Raw genomic sequence first — 22,881 nt, forward strand, 5'->3', positions numbered from 1 at the left:
TATCCCGCGCTCACCACTCGACCGGGATGCGCGGGCGCTGCGAACCGGTCGGCGGCGTGCGCTCCTGCTGGAGCGCGAAGGAGGTCACGCGCTTGAACACCGGGCCGGCGAGGACGCCGCCGTAGTGGCCGTTGCGCGGGTTCTGCAGGAAGACCGCGACCACGAGGCTCGGGTTGTCGGCCGGCGCGATCCCGATGAACGAGGCGGTGTAGCCGCGGTAGCAGCCGCAGCTGTCGTCGATGCGGTTGGCGGTGCCCGTCTTGCCCGCCACGCGGTAGCCGGGGATCGCCGCGTTGGGCGCGGTGCCGTCCGCGGAGACGACCGACTCGAGCATCGAGCGGACGGTCCTGGCGGTCTTGGTGCTGACGACACGCGTCTCGCTCGCCTGCGGCGCCGCCTGGTAGGTGCCGTCCGGCAGCGTGTAGCCCTCGACCAGGCTCGGCGTGACGCGGACGCCGTCGTTGGCGATCGTCGCGAAGACCGAGGCCGCCTGCACCGCGTTGACCGACAGGCCCTGGCCGAAGGCCAGCGTGCCGAACGTGGTGTCGGACCACTGAGACGGTGCGGGCACGTAGCCCTTGCTCTCGCCGGGGAAGTTGAGGCCCGTCTTCTCGCCGATCCCGAACTTCTTCAGGTAGCGGTAGAGCGTGTCGCCGCCGATCCTCTCCGCCGCCATGATCGTGCCGATGTTGCTGGACTTGGCGAGGACGCCGTTCAGCGTGAGCTTGAGGGTGCCGTGCGGGCTGTGGTCGTGCCAGGTCTTCGCGGGCCGCTTGAGCACCGGCGGGATGACGAGCTGGGTGGTCGGCCCCGCCGCCTTCTCCTCGATGACCGCCGCCATCGTCATGACCTTGCTCGTCGAGCCGGGCTCGAAGACGTCGGACACCGCGCGATTGCCGATGTCCGCGGAAACGGCCTCGGCCGGACGGTTCGGGTCGAAGGTGGGCACGGTGGCGAGCGCGAGGATCTTGCCGGTGCGCGGGTCCATCACGACGACGGTGCCGCTGTCGGCCTTGGCGTAGGCGACCTGCTTCGCGATCGCGTCCTGCGCCACCCACTGGATGTCGCGGTCGATCGTGAGCCGCACCGTCTTCCCGGGGATGGCCGAGGTGCCCGCGGCCTCGACCGTCGGGATCTCGGTGCCGCGGGCCGAGCTCTCGAAGATCTCCGAACCGGCCACGCCCGCGAGCTGGTCGTCGAGGCCGTGCTCGAGGCCCGAGCCGCCGGTGCCGTCGGCCCGGACGTGGCCCACGACGTTGGCCGCGACCTCGCCCGCCGGGTAGACGCGCGTCGACGTCGGCTCGCTGAACACGCCCGCGAGCTTGAGCGCCTTCACCGAGGCCCAGGTCTCCGGCGTCACGTTCTTGGCGATGTAGACGAAGCGCCGCTCCCCCGCAAGGCGCGGGGCGTACGCCGAGGCGTCGCCCCCGAGCACCGAGGCGAGCGCTGCGGCGGTGCCCTCGACGTCCTCGACCAGGGTCTGGTCGACCGTCACGTTGCGGGCGGCCACGGTGGTGGCGAGGGGCACGCCGTTGGCGTCGGTGATGTCGCCGCGCGTCGCGGGGATCACGACCTCGCGCATGCGGCTCTTCTCGGCCGCCGCCGCGAGGGTCGGCCCCTGGATGACCTGGAGGTCGACGACCCGGCCGGCGACGATCGTCACGAGGATGAGCAGGCCAAGCTGCCAGAGGCGCAGGCGGCGCACGTGGTCGCCCTGACGGAACGTGCGCGGCGCGGGGCGTGCCGCGGGCCGCGGTGCGGGACGCGACGAGGGACGGCGGGGCGGCGGGGCGAGCGTCGTCATCGGTTCTCCCGGCTGGGCTGGGCGGGAGCGTCGAGGACGGCGCCGTCGGTCACGGGCGGGGGGTCGGCGACCGCGGCGTCCCCGGTGGGCGTCGCGGCGGCGGTCGGCGGCGCGCTGCTGGGCGCGGGTGTGGCGGCGGCGGCCGGCGACGCGGAGGTCGACGGCGCGGTGCCGGTGCCGCCCGTGGCGGGGATGCGCGTCGTGGGGTCAGCCTGGGCCGGGCGCGGGCTGCCGAGGACGGCGCCGTCGGAGAGCCGGAGGAAGACCGGGGCCGCGACCGGCACCATGCCGAGCTCCTGAGCCTTCTGCTGCAAGGACTCCGGGGCCTCGGCCCGCGCGACGTCCTGCACGAGCCGCTGCTCGCGCACCGCGAGGTCGCGCTGCTCGGACGACAGGTCGTTGATCTCGAAGGCGCCCGAGGCCAGCGAGGTGTTGAGCACGAGCAGCATGACCATCCCGAGCACGAGGATGCCCACGACCACGAGCGAGAAGACGCCGGTGCCCGCCACAGCGGGTGCCGGCGGGGGCACCTCCTTCAGCGGGGTGCGGCGCGGGCGGCCCGCCTTCGGCGCGGTGGGCTTCGGGTGGCCGGCGGGACGCGTCGTCGCGCGGGCGGTCGCGCTCACGCCGCGGCCCGCTGACGCTCGACCGCACGCAGCCGCGCCGAGGCTGCGCGCGGGTTCTCCGCGATCTCGGCGGCCGAGGCCTTCTCCGAGGAACGGGTGATCATGCGCAGCTCGGGCTCGTGGCCGGCAGGGACGAAGGGCAGGTCGTCCGGCACGTCGCTCCTGGCGCGGGAGACCATGGCGCGCTTGGTGATCCGGTCCTCGAGCGACTGGTACGACATCACCACGAGGCGCCCCCCGACCGACAGCGCGTCGATCGCGGCGGGGATCGCCCGCTCGAGCACCTCGAGCTCGCCGTTCACCTCGATGCGCAGGGCCTGGAAGGTGCGCTTGGCCGGGTTGCCGCCCGTGCGGCGTGCGGGCGCGGGGATCGAGTCGCGGATGATCTCGACGAGCCGCGCGCTGGTGGTGAAGGGCTCGCGGGCCCGCTCGCGGATCACGGAGTCGGCGATGCGCCCGGCGAACTTCTCCTCGCCGTACTCGCGCAGGACCCGCGCGATCTCCTTGCCGCTGTATGTGTTCAGGACGTCGGCGGCGGTGATCCCGCGCGACTGGTCCATGCGCATGTCGAGCGGGGCGTCCTGCGAGTAGGCGAACCCGCGCTCGGCCTCGTCGAGCTGCATGGACGAGACGCCGAGATCGAACAGGATGCCGTCGACGCTCGGGATGCCCGCATCGGCAAGCACCTGCGGCAGCTCGTCGTACACGGCGTGCACGAGGAGCGTGCGGCCCGAGAACTCCGCGAGACGGCGGCCGGCCAGCTCGAGCGCGGCGGTGTCGCGGTCGAGGCCGACGAGCCGGACCTCGGGGTACCGGGTGAGCAGGGCCTCGCTGTGGCCGCCGAGACCGAGGGTGGCGTCGACGACGACGGAGCCGGGGCGCTCGATCGCCGGGCCCAGCAGGGCGAGGCAGCGCTCGAGCAGCACCGGGACGTGACGGGGGTGGTCGGCGGCGCCCGGGTTCTGCGCGTCGACAGGGGTGCTCATGCTCAGCCCAGCCGCTCGACGAGGTCGGACAGGGCGACGAGCAGGACCGCGGAGAGCACGCAGGCGCCGCCGAAGGCGGCGACCGGGACCACCGCGCCGCGGAGTGCGCGGGCGCGAGCGCCACGGTGCTGCCGCTGCAGGGTGAGGTCCATCTGTCGTCGCCTCCTCGCCCTCTCGGGCGCTCGCGGTGGGGGCCGGTCGTGCGGTGCGGTTCTGCTCTGGTGAGGCCGTGCTGCGGTGCCGCTGTGCTCGCGGATCTGCGGGGGCTTCGTGCCTTCGTGGTTCCAGGTCCCCGTCCGTCGTCCGGGGTGGGGTCCGCCTGGCACCGGGGAAGGTGCGCCAGGTGGCCGGGCGACGGATCGGAGGCCTGATGCCACGACGGGGTCAGCCGGAGGGCACCACCGCCGAGTCCATCTCGGCGAACGAGGCGTCCGCCTCGGCGCTGTAGGACTCCCACGCGGCGGGGTCCCAGATCTCGATGAACTCGTTCTGGCCGATGACGACGCACTCGCGGGTGAGGCCGGCGTACTCCCGGAGGGAGGACGGGATCGTGATGCGGCCCTGCTTGTCCGGGGTGTCGTCGTAGGCGCTGGCGAACAGCACGCGGGTGTAGCGGCGGATGTCCGCGACCGTGTGCTTGCCCTGGGCGAGCTCCTCGGCGTACTTCGCGAAGCCGACCTTGGTCCAGACCACGACGCAGCGGTCCTGGCCCTTGCTCATGACGAGGCCGTCGGCGAGGAAGTCGCGGTAGCGCGCGGGAAGGATCACGCGGTTCTTGTCGTCCAGGCGGGGCGAGTGGGTCCCGAGGAACACCGTCACCACCTCCTGCCGCTCCCCCGAGCCCGCTGCTCTGGGTGTGCGCGCCAACATACTCCACTTCACTCCACCGTCAACCACATCAGGTCGTCCGAACGGCTCATGTCGCGCAATTCCTGCTCACGCCCGTTCATCGCCGCAGGTCAGAGCGGTGGTGGGAAATGGAGGAGAAAGGTCGGAAACGGGCTGGAAACGCCGGCATGAGTGGGGACCGGGCGCGTGGCGCCCGCGGGCGCGCAGGGCATCGCCGCAGGTCAGGGGCCTGACGAGCATCGTCAGCCGACGGGCAGGGCCCGGAGTGGAGCGATGTGGGGGCTCCCGGGAGCGCTCCGGGGAGGCTGACTAGAGGTCGGAGCGGGAGCCGACGTCGGTGACGCGGAACTGCTTGCGCACGGGCCAGTCGTGGATCACCGAGGTGCGCAGCAGGACGTCCTGCACCGATCGGTTCTCCCGGCTCACCACGCACCAGAAGAGTGCGACGGGCACCAGCGTGCACAGCGAGGCGCGCAGGAACGCGAGCGGCCAGGACAGCTTGGCACCCTTGCGCCCGACGACCCGGAGGCCGAGGATCCGCGACCCGATGCTGCGACCGGCCGTGGCCCAGCCCGCCGTGAGGTACAGGACCATGTAGCAGTAGCCGAGCACCACGAAGTAGAAGAAGGGCCAGACCGGCACCTCGAAGGTGCGCGGGTCGATGAGGAACTTCAGGACTGCGATCGCGAGCCAGGTGCCGAGGGTCAGCGAGGCCATGATCGCGTAGTCGATCGCACCGGCGAGGGTGCGCGTGACGACGCCTGCCCGCAGACCCTGGAACGCGCGCGCCTCGGGACGGATGGGGTCGAGCAGGTGCTGCGGGCGGTCGTCGTCCTGGGGCACCGCGGTTGCGTCAGTCATCGGACCCCCGCCTCGACTGCGGCTCCCCGGGGGCGTCGGTATGACGCGCCTTGCGGCGCAGCAGGATCCGGTCGACCCACCGGTTCACCAGCTCGTCGCCGGACACGGCCGACAGGCGCGCGGAGTCGACGACGACCGTGGCGACGCCGGAGGTCGAGCCGCGGATGATCTCGGGCAGGTCGACGTCGTCGATGACCTCCTCGGCGAGGCCCGCGACGTCCACCTGCGTGCGGATGAGGGTGTTGAGGTCGACGCCCTCGACGGCGGAGTTGACGACGGTCGCGAGGTCGACCCGCTCGAGCACGAGCTCGGTGAGGTCGAGCCGGTCGAGCACCTCGGTCACGATGCGCTCGAGGTCGACGCGCGAAAGCACCAGCTGGGTGAGGTCGATGCGGTCGAGCACCCGGGTGAGCACCTCGGGCACGACGTAGTCGAGGGTGTCGTCGGAGATGACCGTGAGGTCCTCCCCCGCGGCGAAGCGCACCGCCCGTCCGCGCTCGGCGAGCCGGTCGACGACGTAGCCGGCCGTGAACCTCTCGGGGACCAGGGGCGGACGCGAGACCAGCCCCCACACGCTGCGCGCCACGGGGGCCAACGACTGCGCGACGGCCGAGGTCACCGCCACGGCCGGTCGGGTGACGATGACCGCGGCGCCCACGGCGATGTCGAGCGGCGCCTCGACCGCGGCGGGCAGGCGGGGCGCGCGCTGACGGACCACGGGCAGGGCGCGGGGCTGCTCGTCGCCAGGGCGGGGTGCCCCCGTCTCGTCGGTCACCGGGTCAGTGTGACGCAGAGCCGTCGCCCGTGGCCGAGCGATCCTCCTACCGGTGGAGGTTCTCGACGGTGCGCAGGCGCGAGCAGAGGACGCGGAGCATCGGCACCGCGACCTCCGGGTGCTTGTCGAGGAGGTCCTCGAACGTCCACCGAGACAGCGCGAAGGTCGTGAGGCCGCCGGCGTCGGCGATGATGTCGGCCGACCGCGGACGTCCGTCGATCAGCGAGAGCTCGCCGAAGTAGTCGCCCTCGGTGAGCCGGTTGACCTGCTCGCCGTTGACCAGCACCCGCGCGGCGCCGTCGAGCACGACGTGCATCTCGACGCCGGCCGGCGAGAATGCCTTGAAGCCCGTGACGCTGTCGCCCTGCACGATCACCGTCGTGCCCTCGACGTACTCCGCCGTGTTTCCGGCGTCGGCGATGTGGCTCAGCACCCGGTGCGACAGACCGCGGAAGAGGTCGACCTCGCCGAGCGTGGCGGTGAGTTCCCTGTTACCCATGGCCGGAGGCTAGGCCAGCGGCGGGCGCTGTGCGAGCCGATCGCGAGGACTCGTCCGCCGTGGCTCCGTGCACCGCGCGTCGGCACGGCGTACGGCGGGCGCGTCCCTAGCCTGGGCCCATGGCCGTCGCCCGCACCCGCAAGGCCCGCGCGTCGCGCAAGCGCGCGCGACGGATGAGCGCGGTGGAGCACGACCTCTCGGTCGAGCAGTGGACGGCGCTGCAGGAGGCCTGGGGCGGCTGCGCGTACTGCGGCGCGACCGGCGTGCCCCTGCAGAAGGACTGCGTGCAGGCGCTCTCGCGCGGCGGGCGCTACACCCTCGACAACATCGCGCCGGCCTGCCGGTCGTGCAACGCGAGCAAGTGCAACGACGAGGTCACCGGCTGGATGCGCCGCAAGCGCCTCGACGAGCGCACGTTCCTGCTGCGCCACGTCGAGATCCGCACGGCGCTCCTCGACCGCTTCGCCGACGAGCCCGCGTCCTAGCCGGTCAGGCGGGGGTGAGGGGCCCGGTCTTGGCCTCGGGGAAGTAGTCCTGCCCGATGCCGGTCTCGCGCTTGGGGACCATGACCGAACGGGTCCACGACACGATCACGTCGCCGTCCTGGTTGAGGCCGCGCGTGATCATCGTGACGATGCCGAACCCCGGGCGCGAGGAGCTCTCGCGCAGGTCGGTGCAGATGCTCTCGGCGTAGATCGTGTCGCCGATGTAGACGGGGTGCGTGAGCTTGATGGCGTCCCACCCGAGGTTGGCCACGGCGTTCTGGCTCATGTCGATCACCGAGAGGCCGAGCACGAGCGCGACCGTGAGCCCGGAGTTCACGATGATGCGGCCGCCGGTGATCGGGTTCGACTGCGCCAGGTGGGCGTTGAAGTGGTTCTGGTTGGTGTTGCAGGTGAGCTGGGTGAACCACGTGGAGTCGGCCTCGGAGATCGTGCGGCCGAAGGGGTGCTGGTAGACGTCGCCCACGACGAAGTCGTCGAAGAACCGGCCGAGCTCGGCCTTGTGCACGGTCATGGGGAGTCCTCCCGGTCGCGGTCCACGGCGCCACGATGCGCCGACTGCTCGACTGTACGAAGCCGGTGTACCGCGACGCAGCGCAGGTCTACCAGCGCTGGAGCGGCGCCACCTCGGGGTGGTCGGCGCGCAGGGGCGGCATGCCGTACAGGCCGGGGGGCAGCGCACCCGTGTGCAGCGACAGTGCCGAGAGCATCGACGAGGTGTCGGCGTACGCATCGGCCGCGAGCTGCTCGGTGAAGCGGAAGTCGAGCATCGACGACGCGATCTGCTCGGGCGCGGGCAGGTAGACGAGCGGGATCTCCTCGGCCACCTGCAGGTCGCGGACCACCTGTTGACGGGAGGCGATCTGCACAGCCTGGATGACGACGGCGATGAGGCTCTCGGCCCAGCGACCCTCCATGCCGAAGCGCCCGCAGTCCAGCACCACCACCGACTTCGCGCCGCGCGAGTAGGCCACCTCGATGGGCACGTTCGACACGAGTGCCCCGTCGACCAGCCGCCGGCCGTCCCGCTCGACCCACGGGAAGACGCCGGGGATGGCCGACGACGCGAGCAGCGCGCTGCGGACGTCGCCGGAGTCCATCTCCACGCGCTCGCCGGTGTCGAGGTCGGTCGCGACCGCGACGTACGGCATCGGCAGGTCCTCGATGCGGCTCACCGGGACGTGCGCCGCGAGCAGCTCGGTCAACGGCCCGGGGTTGAAGAGGTACGGGCGGTTGGCACCGGCCGAGATGGCCTGGGTGAACATGTTGCCGGGGAAGACGTCGCGGCGCTCGATCTGCGGCCAGAGGTCGGCGAGCACCTGCGGGCCGTGGTCGGGGTCGGCCGCGATCATGATGCCGTTGAGCGAGCCGACGCTCGTGCCGACGACGAGGTCGGGCCGCAGGTCGGTCTCGTGCAGGGCACGGATCATGCCCATCTGCACCGCGCCGTACGCGCCTCCCCCGCCGAACACGTAGGCGAGCGGACGGGGCAGGAGCCGGGCGAGGGCCAGCGGCATCGCCACCGACGGCGCCAGCGGGGCGGGCGGCTCGTCGACGTGCTCGGGCAGGCCACCGGCGACCGCGGAGGCGCGCTGCTGCGCGCGGAGCTCGGACCGGCTCGTGTGCTCGTCGTTCGTGCCCGGCATGGTCCGGCCTCCTCCGACGGCGGTGCGACGCCGTCGGATCGATCCTCGCAGCCGAGCGGGGGCCAGGCCACCGAAGCGGCCCTAGGGTGACGACGTGGAGCCCCCGGAGCTGTTCACCCTCGACCACGTGTCGCTCGAGGTCGACGGCCGCCTGCTGCTCGACGACCTCGACGAGCACCTCCACACGGGCTCGGTGACCGCGGTCTGCGGGCCCAGCGGCTCGGGCAAGTCGACCCTGCTGCGCCTGCTCAACCGCCTCGCGGACCCCACCTCCGGCCGGGTCCTGTTCCAGGGCACCGACGTCCGCGACCTGGATGTGCGCGCGCTGCGTCGTCGTGCGGTGCTCGTCCCCCAGCGCGCCGTCGCCCTCACCGACGACGTCGCGGCCGAGGTCCGCGTCGCTGCCCCGGCCCTCTCCGACCGCGAGGTCGCCGCGCTCCTCGAGCGGGTCGCCCTCGACCCGGGCGACGTGCTGGGCCGGTCGCCGCAGAGCCTGTCGGGCGGCGAGCTGCAGCGCCTCGCCCTCGCGCGCGCCCTCGCCGTCGGCCCCGAGGTGCTGCTGCTCGACGAGCCCACCTCGGCGCTGGACCCGCGGGCCGCGGACGCCGTCGACGCCGTGATCCGGTCGCTCGTCGACGGCGGCCTGTCGGTGGTGCTGGTCAGCCACGACGTCGCACGGGCCGAGCGCGTGGCCGACTCGGTCCGCGTGCTGCACGACGGTCGGGTCACGGCCCGCGGCGCGGTGACCGACCTCGACCTCGTGCACGAGATGACCTTCCCGCCCGACGACGGGCACGAGCACCCCGACGACGACCCTCGTGCGCACGGGCCCGCGCACGCGCCGCACCTCCACGAGCCGCCGGACACGTCCTGGGAGCACGGATGACCACGATCCCGAGCTGGAGCGCGGTCGCGGTCTCCGGCCTGCTCGTCCTCGTCGCGGTCGGCATCGCCTCCTGGCAGCGCCTCGGCATCAGCCGGGACGTCGTCGTCGCGGCCGTGCGTGCGCTCGTCCAGCTGGTCGCCGTCGGCGCGGTGCTCGCGTGGCTCTTCCTGCACGCCGGGCTCCTGGGGGCGCTGGCCTGGATCGCGGCCATGACCGTGATCGCGGCGTTCGAGTCGCGGCGGCGCGGCGCCGGCCTCCCCCGGGCTCTGCTCGCGGCCTGGCTCGGCATCGCGATCGGCACCCTCGGCACGCTGGGCGTGCTCGTGGTGGGCGGCGTCGTGTCGACCGAGCCGCAGGTGCTCATCCCGATCGGCGGCATGGTCGTGAGCGGCGCGATGCAGGCGTCGTCCCTGACCCTCGCCTCGCTTCGGCGGTCGGCCGCCGACCGGCGCCCCGCCGTCGAGACCGCCCTCAGCCTGGGGCTCGGACCTCGCGAGGCGTTCGCGGGCGAGCTGCGCACCGCCGTGCGCACGGCGCTCGTGCCCTCGGTCGACTCGACCAAGGTGGTGGGCCTCATCGCCCTCCCGGGCACGATGACGGGCCTCATCATCGCGGGCGTCGAGCCGCTCGAGGCGATCCGCTACCAGATCATCGTCATGTACATGCTGCTCGCGGCGTGGGCGGTGGCCTCGCTCGTGACCGCTCGGGCCGCCGAGCGGTGGATGTTCGACGACGCCGAGCGCCTCGTCCGCGTGTCAACCTGAGCCGTTCCCGGACGTCCTCTCCGTGAAGGGGCGCGCGGGGAACTCCGCCACTCCCCCGCGCGTCGGAGCGGTCCGGGGCAGTCTCTCGTGCGGGGACCGTGCGCGCAGGGCCGTTGCGGGTGACAATCGGATCCGGCGGGGGTCTCCCCCTGCGGACGAGGACGACACGAGGAGACCGCGTGACCATCGAAACCACCGGGCACACCGACCCGGGAGAGGTCTCCGAGCTCGTGCACTCCGCCGCCGCCATCCGCGCGGCGGTCGAGACCGTCATCGAGGGCAAGGGCGACGTCATCCGCGTGGCGCTCACCGTGCTGCTCGCCGAGGGCCACCTGCTCATCGAGGACGTCCCCGGCACCGGCAAGACGATGCTGGCCAAGACCCTCGCGAAGTCGCTCGACTGCTCGGTGCGGCGCATCCAGTTCACGCCCGACCTGCTCCCCGGCGACGTCACCGGCGTCAGCGTCTTCAACCAGGAGACCCGCGACTTCGAGTTCCGCCCCGGCGCCGTGTTCGCCAACATCGTGCTCGGCGACGAGATCAACCGTGCCTCGCCCAAGACGCAGTCGGCGCTCCTCGAGTGCATGGAGGAGCGGCAGGTGACCGTCGACGGCACGACGTACGAGCTCGCCGCGCCGTTCATGGTGATGGCGACCCAGAACCCGGTCGAGATGGAGGGCACCTACCCGCTGCCCGAGGCCCAGCGCGACCGCTTCATGGCGCGCGTCTCGATGGGCTACCCCGACACCCGGTCCGAGATGGACATGCTCGCCGAGCATGCCTCGACCAACCCGCTCGACGCCGTCCAGCACGTCGCCGACGCGGCGCACGTCTCGCGCCTCGTCGACGTCGTCCGCGGCATCCACGTCGCAGCGCCCATCCGCCAGTACGCCGTCGACATCGCGAACGCGACGCGCACGCACCCCGACGTGCGGCTCGGCGCCTCGCCGCGCGCCACGCTGCACCTCGTGCGCGCGGCCAAAGCGGCAGCTGCGCTCGACGACCGCGACCACGTGCTGCCGGACGACCTGCAGACCCTCGCCGCCCCGGTGCTCGCGCACCGGCTCATCCTCACCGCGGACGCCCAGATCGCCGGGCGCACCACGGAGACCGTGATCGCCGACGTCCTGCGTCGCGTCGCCGTCCCCGCCGCCGCCCGGGCCTGACGGAGGTCTGCCCGTGCGTGCGGCGTTGCGTCAGCTCACCGGTCGGGGGCGGTTCCTGCTCGCCCTCGGCGGCATCGGGCTGATCGCGTCGCTCGTGCTCGAGCAGCGCGACCTGCTGCGCTTCGGCGTGCTCCTGGTCGCCCTTCCGCTGCTCTCGGCCGCACTGGTCTCGCGCACCCGCTACCGCCTCGCCTCGGCCCGCGGCCTGCGGCCCACCCGCGTGACCGTCGACGCCCCGACCACCGCCGTCGTGCGCCTCGAGAACGTCTCGCGGCTGCCGAGCGGCCTGCTGCTCGTCGAGGACGCGGTGCCGTGGCAGCTCGGCCGCTCGCAGCGCTTCGTCATCGACCGGCTCGAGTCGGGCGGGCGGCGCGACGTCCGGTACGAGCTGCGCAGCCCGGTGCGCGGCCGCTACACCGTCGGCCCCGTGAGCGTGCAGCTCGTCGACCCGTTCGGCCTGTGCCGCGCCACCCGGCAGTTCGCGACCACCGACACCCTCACGGTCGTGCCGTCGACCGTGCCGCTGCCCGGCATCCCGCTCGGCGGCGACTGGTCCGGACTCGGCGAGGCGCGAGCGCGCGCGGTGGCCTCGGCCGGCGAGGACGACGTGATCCCGCGCGAGTACCGCATCGGAGACGACCTGCGCCGTGTGCACTGGAAGTCGACGGCCAAGAGCGGCGAGCTCATGGTGCGCCGCGAGGAGCAGCCGTGGCGCACGCGCGCGACGGTCTTCCTCGACACCCGAGCGGTCGCGCACCGCGGCGACGGGCCGGCCAGCTCGTTCGAGTGGGCCGTGTCGGCCGCGGCGTCGGTCGCGGTGCACCTCGCCCGGCGGGGCTACGCCGTCCGCATCCTCGACGCCGACGGCACCCTGCTCACGCCGGGCGCAACGGTCGAGGAGGGCTTCTCCGGGGCCGAGGCCGAGGGCCCGCTGCTCGACACGCTGGCGCTCGCCACGCTCACCGAGGGCATCGCACCCGGCGTCGGTGACGCCCGCGGGCGGTCGCGGGTGCGCGACGGCCTGCTCGTGGCGATCCTCGGCGACCTCGAGATCGGCCACGCCGAGGCCGTCGCCGCCCTGCGCAGCGGCCACTCGAGCGCGGCGGCCCTGGTGCTCGACACGTCGGGCTGGGCCTCGCGCGCCACGATGCCGGAGGACGGCCGCACCACCCGCACCGCCGCCCTGCTCACCGCGGCCGGCTGGCGGGTGGCCGTGTGCGGCCCGCAGACCGACCTCGCCGACACCTGGCGCCATCTCGCCGGCAGCGGCTCGGTCGCCGGAGGTGCCCGATGAGCGCGACCGACACCCGACCGGCAGCCGATGCCTCGGGCGCACTCGATCGGGCCCGCCCGGGTGCACCCGTCCCCCGCTCGCTCACCGTCCCGGGCGTGCTCCTGCCGACGATCGCGGTGTGGGTGGCCGTCATGCTCTCGGCCCTGTGCCTCGGCTCGCTGTACGTCGAGTCCGGCTGGATCGGCGCCACGATGCTCACGGTCACCGCCGTCGTCGCGGCGGGCGGCCTCGCCACCTGGCTGCGCGTCCCGATGGTGCTCGTCCCGGTGCTGTGCGCGCTGGCGATGTTCTCCGCGCTGACGCTGCGGTTCGTGACCGACGCGCCCTGGGGGTTCGTGCCGTCGCCGTACGCCCTGGGCGAGCTGCGCGACCTCCTCGCCGTCGGCACCACCGACATCAGCCGCTTCGCCCCGCCCGTGCCCGTGACCGAGGGCCTCACGGCGGTGACCGCGCTCGGGATCGGCAGCGTCGCGCTCGTGGTGTTCGTGCTCCAGGTCGTCCTCCGACTGCCCGCGGTCGCCGGCCTCCCGCTCGTCGCCCTGTACGTCGTCCCCTCGGCCGTGCTGACGGTCGGCGCCCCCTGGTGGGCGTTCGTCTGCGTGGGCGCCGGCTGGCTGCTGCTGCTCGTGGCCGACGAGCGGCTGACCCTCATCAGCTGGGGCAAGCTGCTCAAGCGCAGCGACGGCCTCGGCGGCTCCGTGGCGCTGTCGGGCCTGTCGTCGGCCGCCTTCCGGCTCGGTGCGGTCGCCGTCGCGCTGGCGCTCGTGCTGCCTGTGGTGATCCCGGGACTGACCGACGCCGTCATGGGCCGCAGCGTGACCGGTGGAGGCGAGGGCGAGGGCGGCGGCGAGGGCGGCGACCCGGCGTCGATCGGGCTCGACCCGATCGTGGGCCTGCAGCGCAACCTGCTCAACAACCCCGACGTCACGGTGCTCACCTACCGCACCACCGACCGCACCCCGGGCTACCTCCGGGCCGTGGTGCTCGAGAACTTCGACGGCGACTCGTGGAAGCCGCGTGCCTTCTCCCCGGACGCGGGGGCCACGCCGCTCGCCGACGGCGTCTACTCCCTCGACGGCCTGCCCGCCGAGGTGCCCCGTCAGGAGTACCGCTACGACCTCGCCGCGGACAAGCTCGACAGCCGGTTCCTCCCGCTGCCCGAGGAGCCGCTGACGGTCGGCCTGGACGGCGACTGGTTCGTCGACCAGGCGACCAGCACGGTCTTCGGCGCCGACGAGTCCACGACCACGGCCGGACGCAGCTGGGGCGTCGACGCCGTCGAGGTCTCGCCCACCCCCGAGCAGCTCCGCGCCGCGGCGCCGCTCACCGGGCTCGAGCGCGCGGCGGTGCAGGGCTCGGTCGAGATCCCCGACTCCCTGGCCGAGACCGCGCGGCAGCTGACGGCGGATTCGGCCACCGACTTCGACTCCGCCCGGGCCCTCGAGCAGTGGTTCCAGAGGGAGTTCACGTACTCCACCAACGTGCAGTCGGACTCCTCCGCGTCGTACCTCGAGCAGTTCCTGCGCGACAAGACGGGCTACTGCGAGCAGTTCTCCGCGACGATGGCGCTGATGGCGACCTCGCTCGGGATCCGGTCGCGGGTCGTCGTCGGCTACACCAGCGGCACCGCCGTCGCGGGCGACGAGGGCGCGTGGCGGGTCTCGGGCAAGAACGCCCACGCGTGGCCCGAGCTCTACTTCACCGGCCTCGGCTGGGTGCGGTTCGAGCCGACGCCCGCCACGGGCGGCGCCGGGATCACCACGCCGCCGTACACCGGGCCTGCGGCCGACAACCCCACGCCGACGCCGAGCGGCAGCGCGAGCTCGCGTCCGGCGGGCAACCGTGCCGAGCAGGACCTCGCCGACATCCGGGGCGACAAGGGCCTCGTCGTCGACCTGCCGTCGTCCGCCTCGGGCCTGCCAGCCGACTGGTGGCGCGCCTGGGTCTTCGGCGGGCTGGTCGTGCTCGCCCTGCTCGCCGCGCTCATCCCGGCCGCACGGCGCGTGCTGCGCCGGCGCCGGCGCCTCGGCGCCGAGGCCGACGCCGAGGCCGCCTGGTCCGAGCTGCGCGACAGCGCCATCGACGTGGGCGCCGAGTGGTCGGACTCCCGCACGCCGCGCCAGGCCGTGGCGGCGCTCGTGGACGACCAGCGTCTCTCCGGTGCCGCAGCCGACGCCGCGACCCGGCTCGGACGGGCGGTCGAGCGCGCCCGCTACGCCCCCACTCCCCCGGACCTGACCCTCGTGACCGACGACGTGACGACGGTGCGCTCGGCGATGCTCCACCGGCTCGACCGGCGTCGACGGGCCCGGGCGACCCTCGCCCCCGCGTCGCTGCGCGCGTCGCGCGAGGACGTGCGGGTCTGAGGGAGTCCGCCACCGGACGGCGGTCACGTAGCACAGACAGCGGCCGCGGACCCTGACGGGTCCGCGGCCGGTTGCTGTGCTGGGGGGCTACTCGCCGCCGTCGCCCTCGCGACGCTTGCGGAAGCGCTCGTCCATCTTGTCCATGAAGCCCGACTTGGGCGCCTGCGCCTTGGCCTTCTTGGTGGCGGGGGCGGCGGCCGGGGCGGCGGCCTCGGGCTCGGCGCGCAGCGTCTGGATCACCACGAAGGTGCCGCCGAGCATCCCGAGGAAGCCGACGACGCCGAGCGGGATGATCGAGGTGGCGGCACCGGCGATGAGCAGCGCGACACCGACGAGGGCGACGAGCACGCCGATCGCGGCTTTGCGGCGGCTGCCCGGACGAGGACCGGCGGAGCGCAGGCTGGAGGCGAACTTCGGGTCCTCGGCGTAGAGGGCCCGCTCCATCTGCTCGAGCAGTCGCTGCTCGTGCTCGGAGAGCGGCACGGCTCCTCCTCAGGTGTCGGGCACGGGGTGCGCCCATGTTCTACACGTCTGAGGATAGGCAGCACGGGCCGATGTGGAAACCCAGAGTCCCCAAGTGGTCCCCGGAGTGTCGATCGGGCGGCGTGCCGGCACCGTCCTCAGGTGGTCCATCGGCACCGTCCCGGGTCCACCTGAGGCGAACGGGATCGGCCGATCGGATCCACTGTGCACGACGAACCGGGCCCTCCGGGCGTTCCCGGCTGGGTCGGCTCAGCCCCGGCCGGGCCTCGGCGCGGTGGGCTGGATCCCGCCGAATCCCCCGTGATCGTCCGGCTCCTCGGGGCCGGGCACGAGGCGGGCAGGGCGCACCGACCCCCGCCCGAACCGGGCCTCGGCCCGGTCGACGGCCTGCTCGGCCTCGCGCCAGCCGAGCTCGGGCTCGTCGAAGAGCATCTGGCGCGTGGCATCGGCCGCCTCGACGAGCCCCTCGACCTTCACCCCGACCAGGCGCAGCCGGGCCCGCTGCAGGCCCAGCGCGTCGTAGAGGTCGCGAGCCGTGGAGTAGACCTCGCGGCCGACATCGGTGTGCGAGCGCAGGGTTCGCGACCGGGTGATGGTGGAGAAGTCGGCGAAGCGCACCTTGATCGACACCGTCCGGCCGGCGACCCCGGCCCTGCGCAGCCGCGAGGCCACCTTCTCCGACAGGCGCAGGAGCTCGCGGTGGATCACCTCGGGGTCGTCGACGTCGCGCGGGAAGGTCTCCTCGTTGCTGATGCTCTTCTCGCCCTCGGGCACCTCGACGCCGCGCGGGTCGCGGCCCCAGGCGAGCGCCGCGAGGTGCTGCCCCGCGGCCGGCCCGAGGGCGCGGACGAGGGTGTCGACCGGCGTGTGGGCGATGTCGCCGACGGTGCGGAGCCCGAGCCTCGTCAGCTGCTCCTCCGTCTTCTCCCCCACGCCCCAGAGCGCGCCGACAGGGAGGGGGTGCAGGAAGGCCACGACGCGGTCGGCGGGCACCACGAGCAGGCCGTCGGGCTTGGCCTGGGTGGAGGCGAGCTTGGCGACGAACTTGGTCGAGGCGACGCCGACGGTGCAGGTGATGCCCTGCTCGTCGTGCACCCGCGCCCGGATCTGCTCGGCGATGACCGCGGGCGGCCCGAGCCGTCGGATGCTCCCGGAGACGTCGAGGAACGCCTCGTCGAGCGAGAGCGGCTCGACGAGCGGCGTGATGTCGCGGAACACCGCCATCACGCCGGCCGACACCGCGGTGTAGAGCTCGAAGTCCGGCGGCAGCACGACGAGCTGCGGGCAGAGCCGCTTGGCGCGCGACATCGGCATGGCTGAGTGGACGCCGTACTTCCGGGCCTCGTACGTGGCGGCGGTGACGACGCCGCGCGAGCCCTCGCCGCCGACGATGACGGGCTTGCCGCGCAGCTCGGGGCGGCTGCGCAGCTCGCAGGACGCGTAGAAGGCGTCCATGTCGACGTGCAGGATCGGGCAGCCGTCGTCCTCGCGCCGGCCGTCGTGGGCGACACGGGAGTCGCCGCTGGCCGAGACGTCGGCCTGGGTGATGCGCGCGCCCCGGGTGATCTGGCTGCGGCTCACCGCCCCTGCCTCCGGCTCTGCTCGTGCTGCACGGGCCCATCATGCGCCCTCGCACCGACCATGCCGCGGCGCCTCACGCTGTGCTGCCTCACGCTGTGCTGCCTCACGCTGTGCTGCCTCACCATCCCGAGCTGCCCGGGCTCGAGTGCCACAGCTTGCTCGGGGCCTCCTTCTTCTCCTTCGCCCGCTCCTTCTCCGTGCCCGCCTGGCCGCGGGTGTCGGCGGCGTCGACGCCCTGGGGCTTGATGTCGGCGTACGGCGACTGCCGGAACCCGCTGGCGTGCACGAGCACGCGGCGCACGCGCTCGTCGCCCGAGAGCTCCGACCCGCGCTGGCCCATGCCGCCGGCGGCCGGTCCGGCGCCACCCGACGACGCTGCCGCGCCGAGCCCGCCCGGACCGCCGTACTGCGCGCCCTGGGCGGCGGCCGGCACCACCGCGACCGGCCGGGTCGACCGGCTGCCCGCACGCCCGGCGACCGCGGCCTCGTCGGAGTCGTCGCGGGTGCCGCCGTCGTCGAGGATCGCGGCCACCGCGGGGAGGCCGCCCGCCCGCCAGGCGTCGTGCACGACGCCGAGCTCCCAGGCGCCGGTGGCGCGCAGCGAGATGCCGCGCGGGCCGGTGCGCCGGATCACCCCGCGTACGAGCAGCAGCCACGACCCGAACACCGTGGCCGCGTAGGGGCCCTGGGCGTCCTCGAAGAAGGTGGCGTCGACCGGGCCGGTGGAGTCGTCGAGGGTGAGGAACACGACGCGCCGGCCCGAGCGCACCGGCGGGGTCTGGGTGGCCACCTTCACCCCGGCCACGAGCACCTCGGACTGGCTGCGGCGCCCGAGCAGGTCGCGCGAGCGCGCGACGCCGAGGGCATCGAGCATCGGGGCGTAGAAGTCCACGAGGTGCCGGCTGGCGTCGAGGCCGAGCACCTCGAGCTCGGCGCGCACCCGCTCGGCGTCGGTCATCTCGGGCAGGCCGCTCGCGGCCACCTCCCCCGGCGCGTCGCCGAGGTCGAGGGCGAGCTGCACGTCGAGGTCGGCGGCGGTGGTCGCGGCGGCCGGGCCCTGGGCCTGGCGCCGGGCGGCGCGCACGGTGTCGCGGTCGGCGTCCACGGTGACGCCGAGCGGGATGCCGGTGGGCCCGAGCGGGAGGTCGCGCCGCTTGCCCGCCGACCGGGGGGCGGCGGCCTTGGCCGCGCGCGTGGTGGCCCGGGTGTGCCGGTCGAGGTCGGCCACCTGCAGCAGGAGGTCGCGTCGGGTCACCCGGCCGCGGCGGCGCACCGGGCTCGACAGGCCGATGCCGTAGAGGGAGTCGAACCCGCCCGCGACCACGAGCCGCTCGACCACCGGGCGGGAGACCCGGGCGCGGGTCCAGAAGTCCGACAGCGAGCCGTACGGCCGGCCCGCCACGATCCGCTCGACCTCGGCGTCGGTGATGCCCTTGACGTCGGCGAGCGAGAGCCGGATGCCGTACGCCGACCCGTCGGGCAGGCCGGGCACATCGGGGCCGCGGCGCGGGCGCTCGTCGAGGATCTCCGGCGGCGGCTCGTCGTACGGCGAGACCTTCTCGACGGAGTAGGTGCCCACCGACGCGTTGACGTCGAGGCTGAGCACCGCGATGCCGAGGTTGCGCGCGTCGTCGAGGATCAGCCGCTTCGGGTACATGCCCGGGTCGTGGGTGAGCACGCCGGCGAGGAACGCCGCCGGGTGGTGGGCCTTCAGCCACGCCGAGTGGTACGTCGGCAGCGCGAACGCGGCGGCGTGCGCCTTGCAGAAGCCGAACGACGCGAACGCCTTGAGGACGTCCCAGACCTTCTCGATCGTCGCGAGCTCGTAGCCCTCGGCGCGGGAGGCGGGGTAGAACCACGCGCGGACGTCCTGCTGCCCCTCGGGCGAGCCCATGCTGCGGCGCACCTCGTCGGCCTCGGCGAGCGAGCAGCCCGTCATCACCGCGACGAGACGCAGCACCTGCTCGTGGAAGACCACGACGCCGTAGGTCTCCTCGAGGGCAGGGCGGAGCGCGGGGTGCAGGTAGACGGGGTCGTTCCAGCCCTGCCGCGCGCGCAGGAACGGCGTGACCATGTCGGACTTCACCGGCCCCGGGCGGAACAGCGAGATGTCGGTGATGAGGTCGCCGAAGGTCTCGGGCGCGAACTTGCCGACGAGCTCGCGCTGGCCGGGCGACTCGATCTGGAAGCAGCCGAGGGTGTGCGCGGACTTGATGAGCGCGAACGTCGCCTCGTCGTCGTGCGGCACGGCGTCGAGGTCGACCGTCTCGCCGTCGACGCGCTCGATCTCGGTGAGGGCGTAGGCCATCGACGACTGCATACGGATACCGAGGACGTCGAGCTTGAGCAGGCCGAGCTCCTCGACGTCGTCCTTGTCGAACTGGCTCATGGGGAAGCCCATCCAGCTGGCCTCGACCGGGGTGCGGTCGAGCAGCGTGGCGTCCGAGAGCAGCACGCCGCACGGGTGCAGGGCGATGTGCCGCGGCAGGCCGTCGAGCGCCTCGACGAGGGTGAGGAACCCGTCGAGCTCGCCGCGGGCGGCGAGGCGCCCGAGGCCCGAGGCCCGCAGCTCGGGCAGCTCCTGCAGCGCGTTGCGCGCATCGCGCGCGCGGATGTGCGGGAACGCGGTGGCGAACGCGTCGATCTCGCCGGGCGGCATCCCGAGGGCGGCGCCGACGTCGCGGACGGCGTGCCGCACGCGGTAGGTGTCGCGCATCGACACGCAGGCGCACCGCTCGCCGCCGAAGCGCTCGAGGATCCGCTCGTACACCTCGGTGCGGCGGGCGGACTCGACGTCGACGTCGATGTCGGGCAGCGCGCGGCGCAACGGCGAGAGGAACCGCTCCATGAGCAGGCCGTGGGCGAGCGGGTCGACGCCGGAGATGCCGAGCAGGTGGTTGACGAGGCTGCCCGCGCCCGACCCGCGCGCGGTGACGCGGACGTCCATGCCCTTGATGAGGTCGACGACCTCGCCGACGGTGAGGAAGTAGCCCGCGAACCCGAGCACCCCGATCGTCTCGAGCTCGGCGTCGAGCCGCTCGCGCGCCTGCCGCGCGCGGTCGGCGCGGGTGCGGCGGGTGCGCGGGAGGTAGTCGGTGAGCGCGGCCTCGCACCGGGCTCGCAGGTGCCGGTCGGCCTCGAGCGCCTCGGCCGCGAGCGCCGTCGGGCCGCGGTCGCGGACGGCGCTGCTGCTGCCTGCCGTGCGCGCGGGCAGCAGGAGGTCGAGCTCGGGCACGTGCACCTCGCCGATCCCGAGGTCGGCGACGGGGTCGAGCCGGCAGGCCTCGGCGAGGGTGCGGGTGTCGGCGAGCAGGCGGTCGACCTCGCGCTGCTCGCTGCTGCCCGAGGCCGTGCCCGACATCCGCACCACCTCGCGGGCCACCTGCTCCATCCGCAGGCCGTCGGCGAGGTGCCCCTCGCCGTTGGCGCGGTCGAGGTGGCGGGAGTCGAGCGGCACGAGTCGGCGGATGGCGTCGAGGACGTCGACCACCGGCGCCTGGTCGCGCTCGGCGTGCCGCACGGCGTTGGTGAGCACCGCGGGCAGGTCGTGCTCGCGGGCGAAGGCGAGCATCCGGGCGGCGAACGCCGAGGAGTAGGGCAGACCGCGGGTGCGGGCGCCGGACAGGTCGGTGGTCGCCGTCGCGGAGTCGCGGGCGCGGTGGCTCACCACCTCGATCGCGAGCCGTCGCCCGAACGCCGCGCGCCACGGGGCGAGGGCGGTGAGGGCGAGGTCGGGACGTCGTCGCGCGAGCGCCCGGCCGACCTCGGACTCCGGGCCGAGCAGCACGACGAGGCCGTCGCTGTGCCGGGCGACGACCTCGGGCGTGGTGACGGGCGCACCGCGCACCGCCTGCTCCCCCGGCAGGGCGTCCGAGCCGAGGCCGAGGTGCGCGGCGGACACGAGCCGGCACAGCGACGCCCAGCCGGTGCGTCCGCGTGCGAGCAGCACGACCCGCGGGTGCCGCGGGTCGACCTCGGCACCGCCGCGCGCGGGGGTGCGGCGCGCGGGCTGGGCCCGTGTGCTGCTCGTGCGCTCGGCGAGGGTCGGGCCGGCGCCGAGCCGGCCGGCCGCGGTGCGCTGCACCCGGGACCCGAGCCCGGCACGCCCGGTGCCGCCGGTGACCGAGCCGAGCGTCGGAACCTCGAGACCAGCGCGGACCGCGAGGTCGAGGCCGAGGATCGGGGCGATCCCGGCGTCGCGGCAGGCGAGGACGAACCGCACCGCGCCGTACAGGCCGTCGCGGTCGGTGAGGGCGAGGGAGTCCTGCCCGAGGTCGGCCGCCCGCGCCACGAGCGCAGCCGGGCTGCTCGCGCCGTGGCGCAGGGAGTAGCCCGAGGCGACGTGGAGGTGGACGAAGGGGTCGTCGGCCACGGCCTTACGACACTGCTGCGGAGGGACCGCCGAGCAGCGGCTGGTGCGGCACGCCGAGCAGCCGGGCGACCCGGGCGAGGAAGGCCTCGGCGTCGCGGACGAGGTCGTCGGCCTCGCGCTCGCTGACGACGCCGCGCAGCCCTGCCTCGGCCGCGGCGCGCTTGCCCGCGCCGGCCGCGAAGAACTGCGCCCACTCGCCGAGCTCGGGGGCCACCTCGGCGAGCAGCACCCAGGCGCTGCGCAGCCGGGCCGAGCGCTTGCCGCGCGGACGGGCCCGGGCCGCGAGCACCGCGGCGGCGGCACGCAGCGCCGAGAGATGGGCGCGGGCGTAGCGCAGCCCGGTGTCGTCGGTGGAGCCGGCGGCGAGCAGCTCGCGCGCGGCCCCGGCGAGCAGGTCGCGGCTCGCGGCCGGGACCGAGGGCACCGGGGTGGCGGGCAGCGCGTCGGGCGGCACCGGGGTGAGCCCGACCTCGAGGTCGGGCCGGGGCCGGGTCTCGGCGGTGGCGGTCATGGCGGCTCCTCCCGGGGTCGGTGCGTCAGAGGCGGGTGCGGGGACGTCGGCGGGCTCGGGCAGCAGCGGCTCGGTGAGGACGAGCTGCAGCCCCCGGACGGGCGGGCGGAGGCGGACCGGGCGGCCCGGTGCCGGGCTGCGTCGGCCATGAACGCCGCTGCGGGTGCGGGTGCTGGACATCGGGACCTCCGATCAGTCGAGGGTGCGCGCGAGGCGCCACCGGGTGGGGACGGGCGGGCGGACCGTGGGGTCGTCGAGCAGGGCGGCCGCGGCGGCGGGGACGTCGCGCACGAGGTCGTACACGCCGACCGAGGACGAGCGGCCCGCCCGTGCCTCGACCCGCCAGACCTCGCGCTCCACCGCACCGACGTCGAAGGCGACCGAGCGCCGCGGGGCCTCCCGGGCCTCCGCCGCCTCGGGGTCCTCGGGTGCCTGCGACCCGGCCGTCGCACCGACGGCGACGGGACGGCGACGGCGGGAGCCGGAGCCGACCCACCACGTGCCGAGCTCGATCCAGTGGGCGAGCACCGCGCGGACGACGTAGAGCCGGCCGCGCCACAGGAACTGCGCCGGGGCCACCTCGAGGGTGTCGAGGCTCACCGGTGCCGTGCGGACCTGCACGGCCTCGCCGTAGCTGCGCATGACGGTCTCCCTCCCCGGCTCGTGGCCGGGTGCTCGTCCGGCGCGCGCCCGGACGGGCGGCGCGACCGGCCGGGGGAAGGCGACCGGCGGGCACCCGGCCCCGCCCGTCGGACCCGGCGCTTCCCCACGCCGAGGCCCGACTGCGGGACCGACGGTGGGCCCGTGGGGACCGCGAGCTCCCCACGGGCCCACCGCGCCCCGCCCGCGGCAGCCGCGAATCCGCCGCGTGCGAGAGCTGGTGGTGCCCGTCGCCCGAACCGGTGGCCC

Annotated in this window: 21 protein-coding genes; 6 read left to right on the forward strand and 15 right to left on the reverse strand. The window is 74.4% G+C overall.

Going from position 1 to position 22,881, the window contains the following annotated elements; translation table 11 throughout:
• Positions 1–10 precede the first annotated feature (10 nt).
• The 8 genes from ACFQGU_RS12605 to ACFQGU_RS12640 all read right to left on the reverse strand — a co-directional run bounded on the left by ACFQGU_RS12605 (position 11) and on the right by ACFQGU_RS12640 (position 6,400).
• The gene (locus ACFQGU_RS12605) at positions 11–1,804 is read right to left on the reverse strand and encodes a peptidoglycan D,D-transpeptidase FtsI family protein (RefSeq protein WP_386767175.1); all 1,794 of its coding nucleotides are present in this window, start codon (positions 1,802–1,804) and stop codon (positions 11–13) included.
• Positions 1,801–2,430 (reverse strand): hypothetical protein, encoded by a 630-nt coding sequence (locus tag ACFQGU_RS12610; protein ID WP_386767177.1) that lies wholly within the window; start codon positions 2,428–2,430, stop codon positions 1,801–1,803. Before ACFQGU_RS12610 ends, ACFQGU_RS12605 begins: the two co-directional genes overlap by 4 nt.
• Positions 2,427–3,416 carry a 16S rRNA (cytosine(1402)-N(4))-methyltransferase RsmH gene (rsmH, locus tag ACFQGU_RS12615; RefSeq protein ID WP_386767179.1) on the reverse strand — a complete coding sequence of 330 codons (990 nt, stop codon included), beginning with the start codon at positions 3,414–3,416 and terminating at the stop codon, positions 2,427–2,429. Before rsmH ends, ACFQGU_RS12610 begins: the two co-directional genes overlap by 4 nt.
• 2 nt (positions 3,417–3,418) lie before the next feature.
• A complete protein-coding gene (locus ACFQGU_RS12620) occupies positions 3,419–3,568 on the reverse strand; it encodes a hypothetical protein (protein WP_386767181.1) in 150 nt (49 codons plus the stop codon).
• 232 nt (positions 3,569–3,800) lie between these two features.
• Positions 3,801–4,229 carry a division/cell wall cluster transcriptional repressor MraZ gene (mraZ, locus tag ACFQGU_RS12625; RefSeq protein ID WP_386767183.1) on the reverse strand — a complete coding sequence of 143 codons (429 nt, stop codon included), beginning with the start codon at positions 4,227–4,229 and terminating at the stop codon, positions 3,801–3,803.
• Between the two features lie 345 nt (positions 4,230–4,574).
• Positions 4,575–5,126, reverse strand: coding sequence for an RDD family protein (locus ACFQGU_RS12630; protein ID WP_386767185.1), 552 nt, complete (start codon positions 5,124–5,126; stop codon positions 4,575–4,577).
• On the reverse strand, positions 5,119–5,901 hold the full coding sequence (locus ACFQGU_RS12635) for a hypothetical protein (protein WP_386767187.1): 783 nt from the start codon (positions 5,899–5,901) through the stop codon (positions 5,119–5,121). The genes ACFQGU_RS12630 and ACFQGU_RS12635 overlap by 8 nt, the downstream gene beginning before the upstream one ends.
• A 46-nt stretch (positions 5,902–5,947) precedes the next feature.
• Entirely contained in the window at positions 5,948–6,400 is a 453-nt protein-coding gene (locus ACFQGU_RS12640; protein ID WP_386767189.1) for a cyclic nucleotide-binding domain-containing protein, read from the reverse strand.
• Between the two features lie 119 nt (positions 6,401–6,519).
• Between ACFQGU_RS12640 and ACFQGU_RS12645 the strand changes: the two genes are divergently transcribed.
• Entirely contained in the window at positions 6,520–6,885 is a 366-nt protein-coding gene (locus ACFQGU_RS12645; protein ID WP_386767191.1) for an HNH endonuclease, read from the forward strand.
• 4 nt (positions 6,886–6,889) lie between these two features.
• On the opposite strand, the gene ACFQGU_RS12650 is transcribed toward ACFQGU_RS12645, so the two are convergent.
• Both ACFQGU_RS12650 and ACFQGU_RS12655 read right to left on the reverse strand, forming a co-directional pair.
• Complete coding sequence (locus ACFQGU_RS12650) at positions 6,890–7,417, reverse strand: MaoC family dehydratase (protein ID WP_386767193.1); 528 nt, start codon at positions 7,415–7,417, stop codon at positions 6,890–6,892.
• An 88-nt stretch (positions 7,418–7,505) separates the two neighbouring features.
• Positions 7,506–8,549, reverse strand: a complete 1,044-nt coding sequence (locus tag ACFQGU_RS12655; protein ID WP_386767195.1) for a patatin-like phospholipase family protein — start codon at positions 8,547–8,549, stop codon at positions 7,506–7,508.
• A gap of 193 nt (positions 8,550–8,742) precedes the next feature.
• On the opposite strand from ACFQGU_RS12655, the gene ACFQGU_RS12660 reads away from it, so the two are divergent.
• The 5 genes from ACFQGU_RS12660 to ACFQGU_RS12680 all read left to right on the forward strand — a co-directional run bounded on the left by ACFQGU_RS12660 (position 8,743) and on the right by ACFQGU_RS12680 (position 15,025).
• Positions 8,743–9,435: an ABC transporter ATP-binding protein gene (locus ACFQGU_RS12660; protein WP_449280328.1), complete on the forward strand. Its 693-nt coding sequence runs from the start codon at positions 8,743–8,745 to the stop codon at positions 9,433–9,435.
• Entirely contained in the window at positions 9,432–10,199 is a 768-nt protein-coding gene (locus ACFQGU_RS12665) for an ABC transporter permease (RefSeq protein WP_386767199.1), read from the forward strand. The genes ACFQGU_RS12660 and ACFQGU_RS12665 overlap by 4 nt, the downstream gene beginning before the upstream one ends.
• A gap of 179 nt (positions 10,200–10,378) precedes the next feature.
• Complete coding sequence (locus tag ACFQGU_RS12670) at positions 10,379–11,365, forward strand: AAA family ATPase (protein WP_386767201.1); 987 nt, start codon at positions 10,379–10,381, stop codon at positions 11,363–11,365.
• Positions 11,366–11,378: 13 nt separating this feature from the next.
• Positions 11,379–12,659 (forward strand): DUF58 domain-containing protein, encoded by a 1,281-nt coding sequence (locus ACFQGU_RS12675; RefSeq protein ID WP_386767203.1) that lies wholly within the window; start codon positions 11,379–11,381, stop codon positions 12,657–12,659.
• A gap of 95 nt (positions 12,660–12,754) precedes the next feature.
• On the forward strand, positions 12,755–15,025 hold the full coding sequence (locus tag ACFQGU_RS12680; protein ID WP_386767205.1) for a transglutaminase TgpA family protein: 2,271 nt from the start codon (positions 12,755–12,757) through the stop codon (positions 15,023–15,025).
• An 87-nt stretch (positions 15,026–15,112) separates the two neighbouring features.
• Here ACFQGU_RS12680 and ACFQGU_RS12685 read toward each other — a convergent pair whose 3' ends face one another.
• The 5 genes from ACFQGU_RS12685 to ACFQGU_RS12705 form a co-directional block, all read right to left on the reverse strand.
• A complete protein-coding gene (locus ACFQGU_RS12685; RefSeq protein WP_386767207.1) occupies positions 15,113–15,508 on the reverse strand; it encodes a DUF3040 domain-containing protein in 396 nt (131 codons plus the stop codon).
• A 249-nt stretch (positions 15,509–15,757) separates the two neighbouring features.
• A complete protein-coding gene (locus ACFQGU_RS12690; protein WP_386768279.1) occupies positions 15,758–17,056 on the reverse strand; it encodes a DNA polymerase IV in 1,299 nt (432 codons plus the stop codon).
• A 151-nt stretch (positions 17,057–17,207) separates the two neighbouring features.
• The gene (locus tag ACFQGU_RS12695) at positions 17,208–21,461 is read right to left on the reverse strand and encodes a DNA polymerase III subunit alpha (RefSeq protein WP_386767209.1); all 4,254 of its coding nucleotides are present in this window, start codon (positions 21,459–21,461) and stop codon (positions 17,208–17,210) included.
• Positions 21,462–21,465: 4 nt separating this feature from the next.
• On the reverse strand, positions 21,466–21,972 hold the full coding sequence (locus ACFQGU_RS12700; protein ID WP_386767211.1) for an SAV_6107 family HEPN domain-containing protein: 507 nt from the start codon (positions 21,970–21,972) through the stop codon (positions 21,466–21,468).
• A gap of 192 nt (positions 21,973–22,164) precedes the next feature.
• Positions 22,165–22,614, reverse strand: a complete 450-nt coding sequence (locus ACFQGU_RS12705; protein ID WP_386767212.1) for a DUF6504 family protein — start codon at positions 22,612–22,614, stop codon at positions 22,165–22,167.
• Between the last annotated feature and the right edge of the window lie 267 nt (positions 22,615–22,881).

Source organism: Longivirga aurantiaca (genome assembly GCF_042660085.1).
In the GTDB taxonomy this organism is placed as follows: Bacteria; Actinomycetota; Actinomycetes; order S36-B12; family CAIYMF01; genus Longivirga; species Longivirga aurantiaca.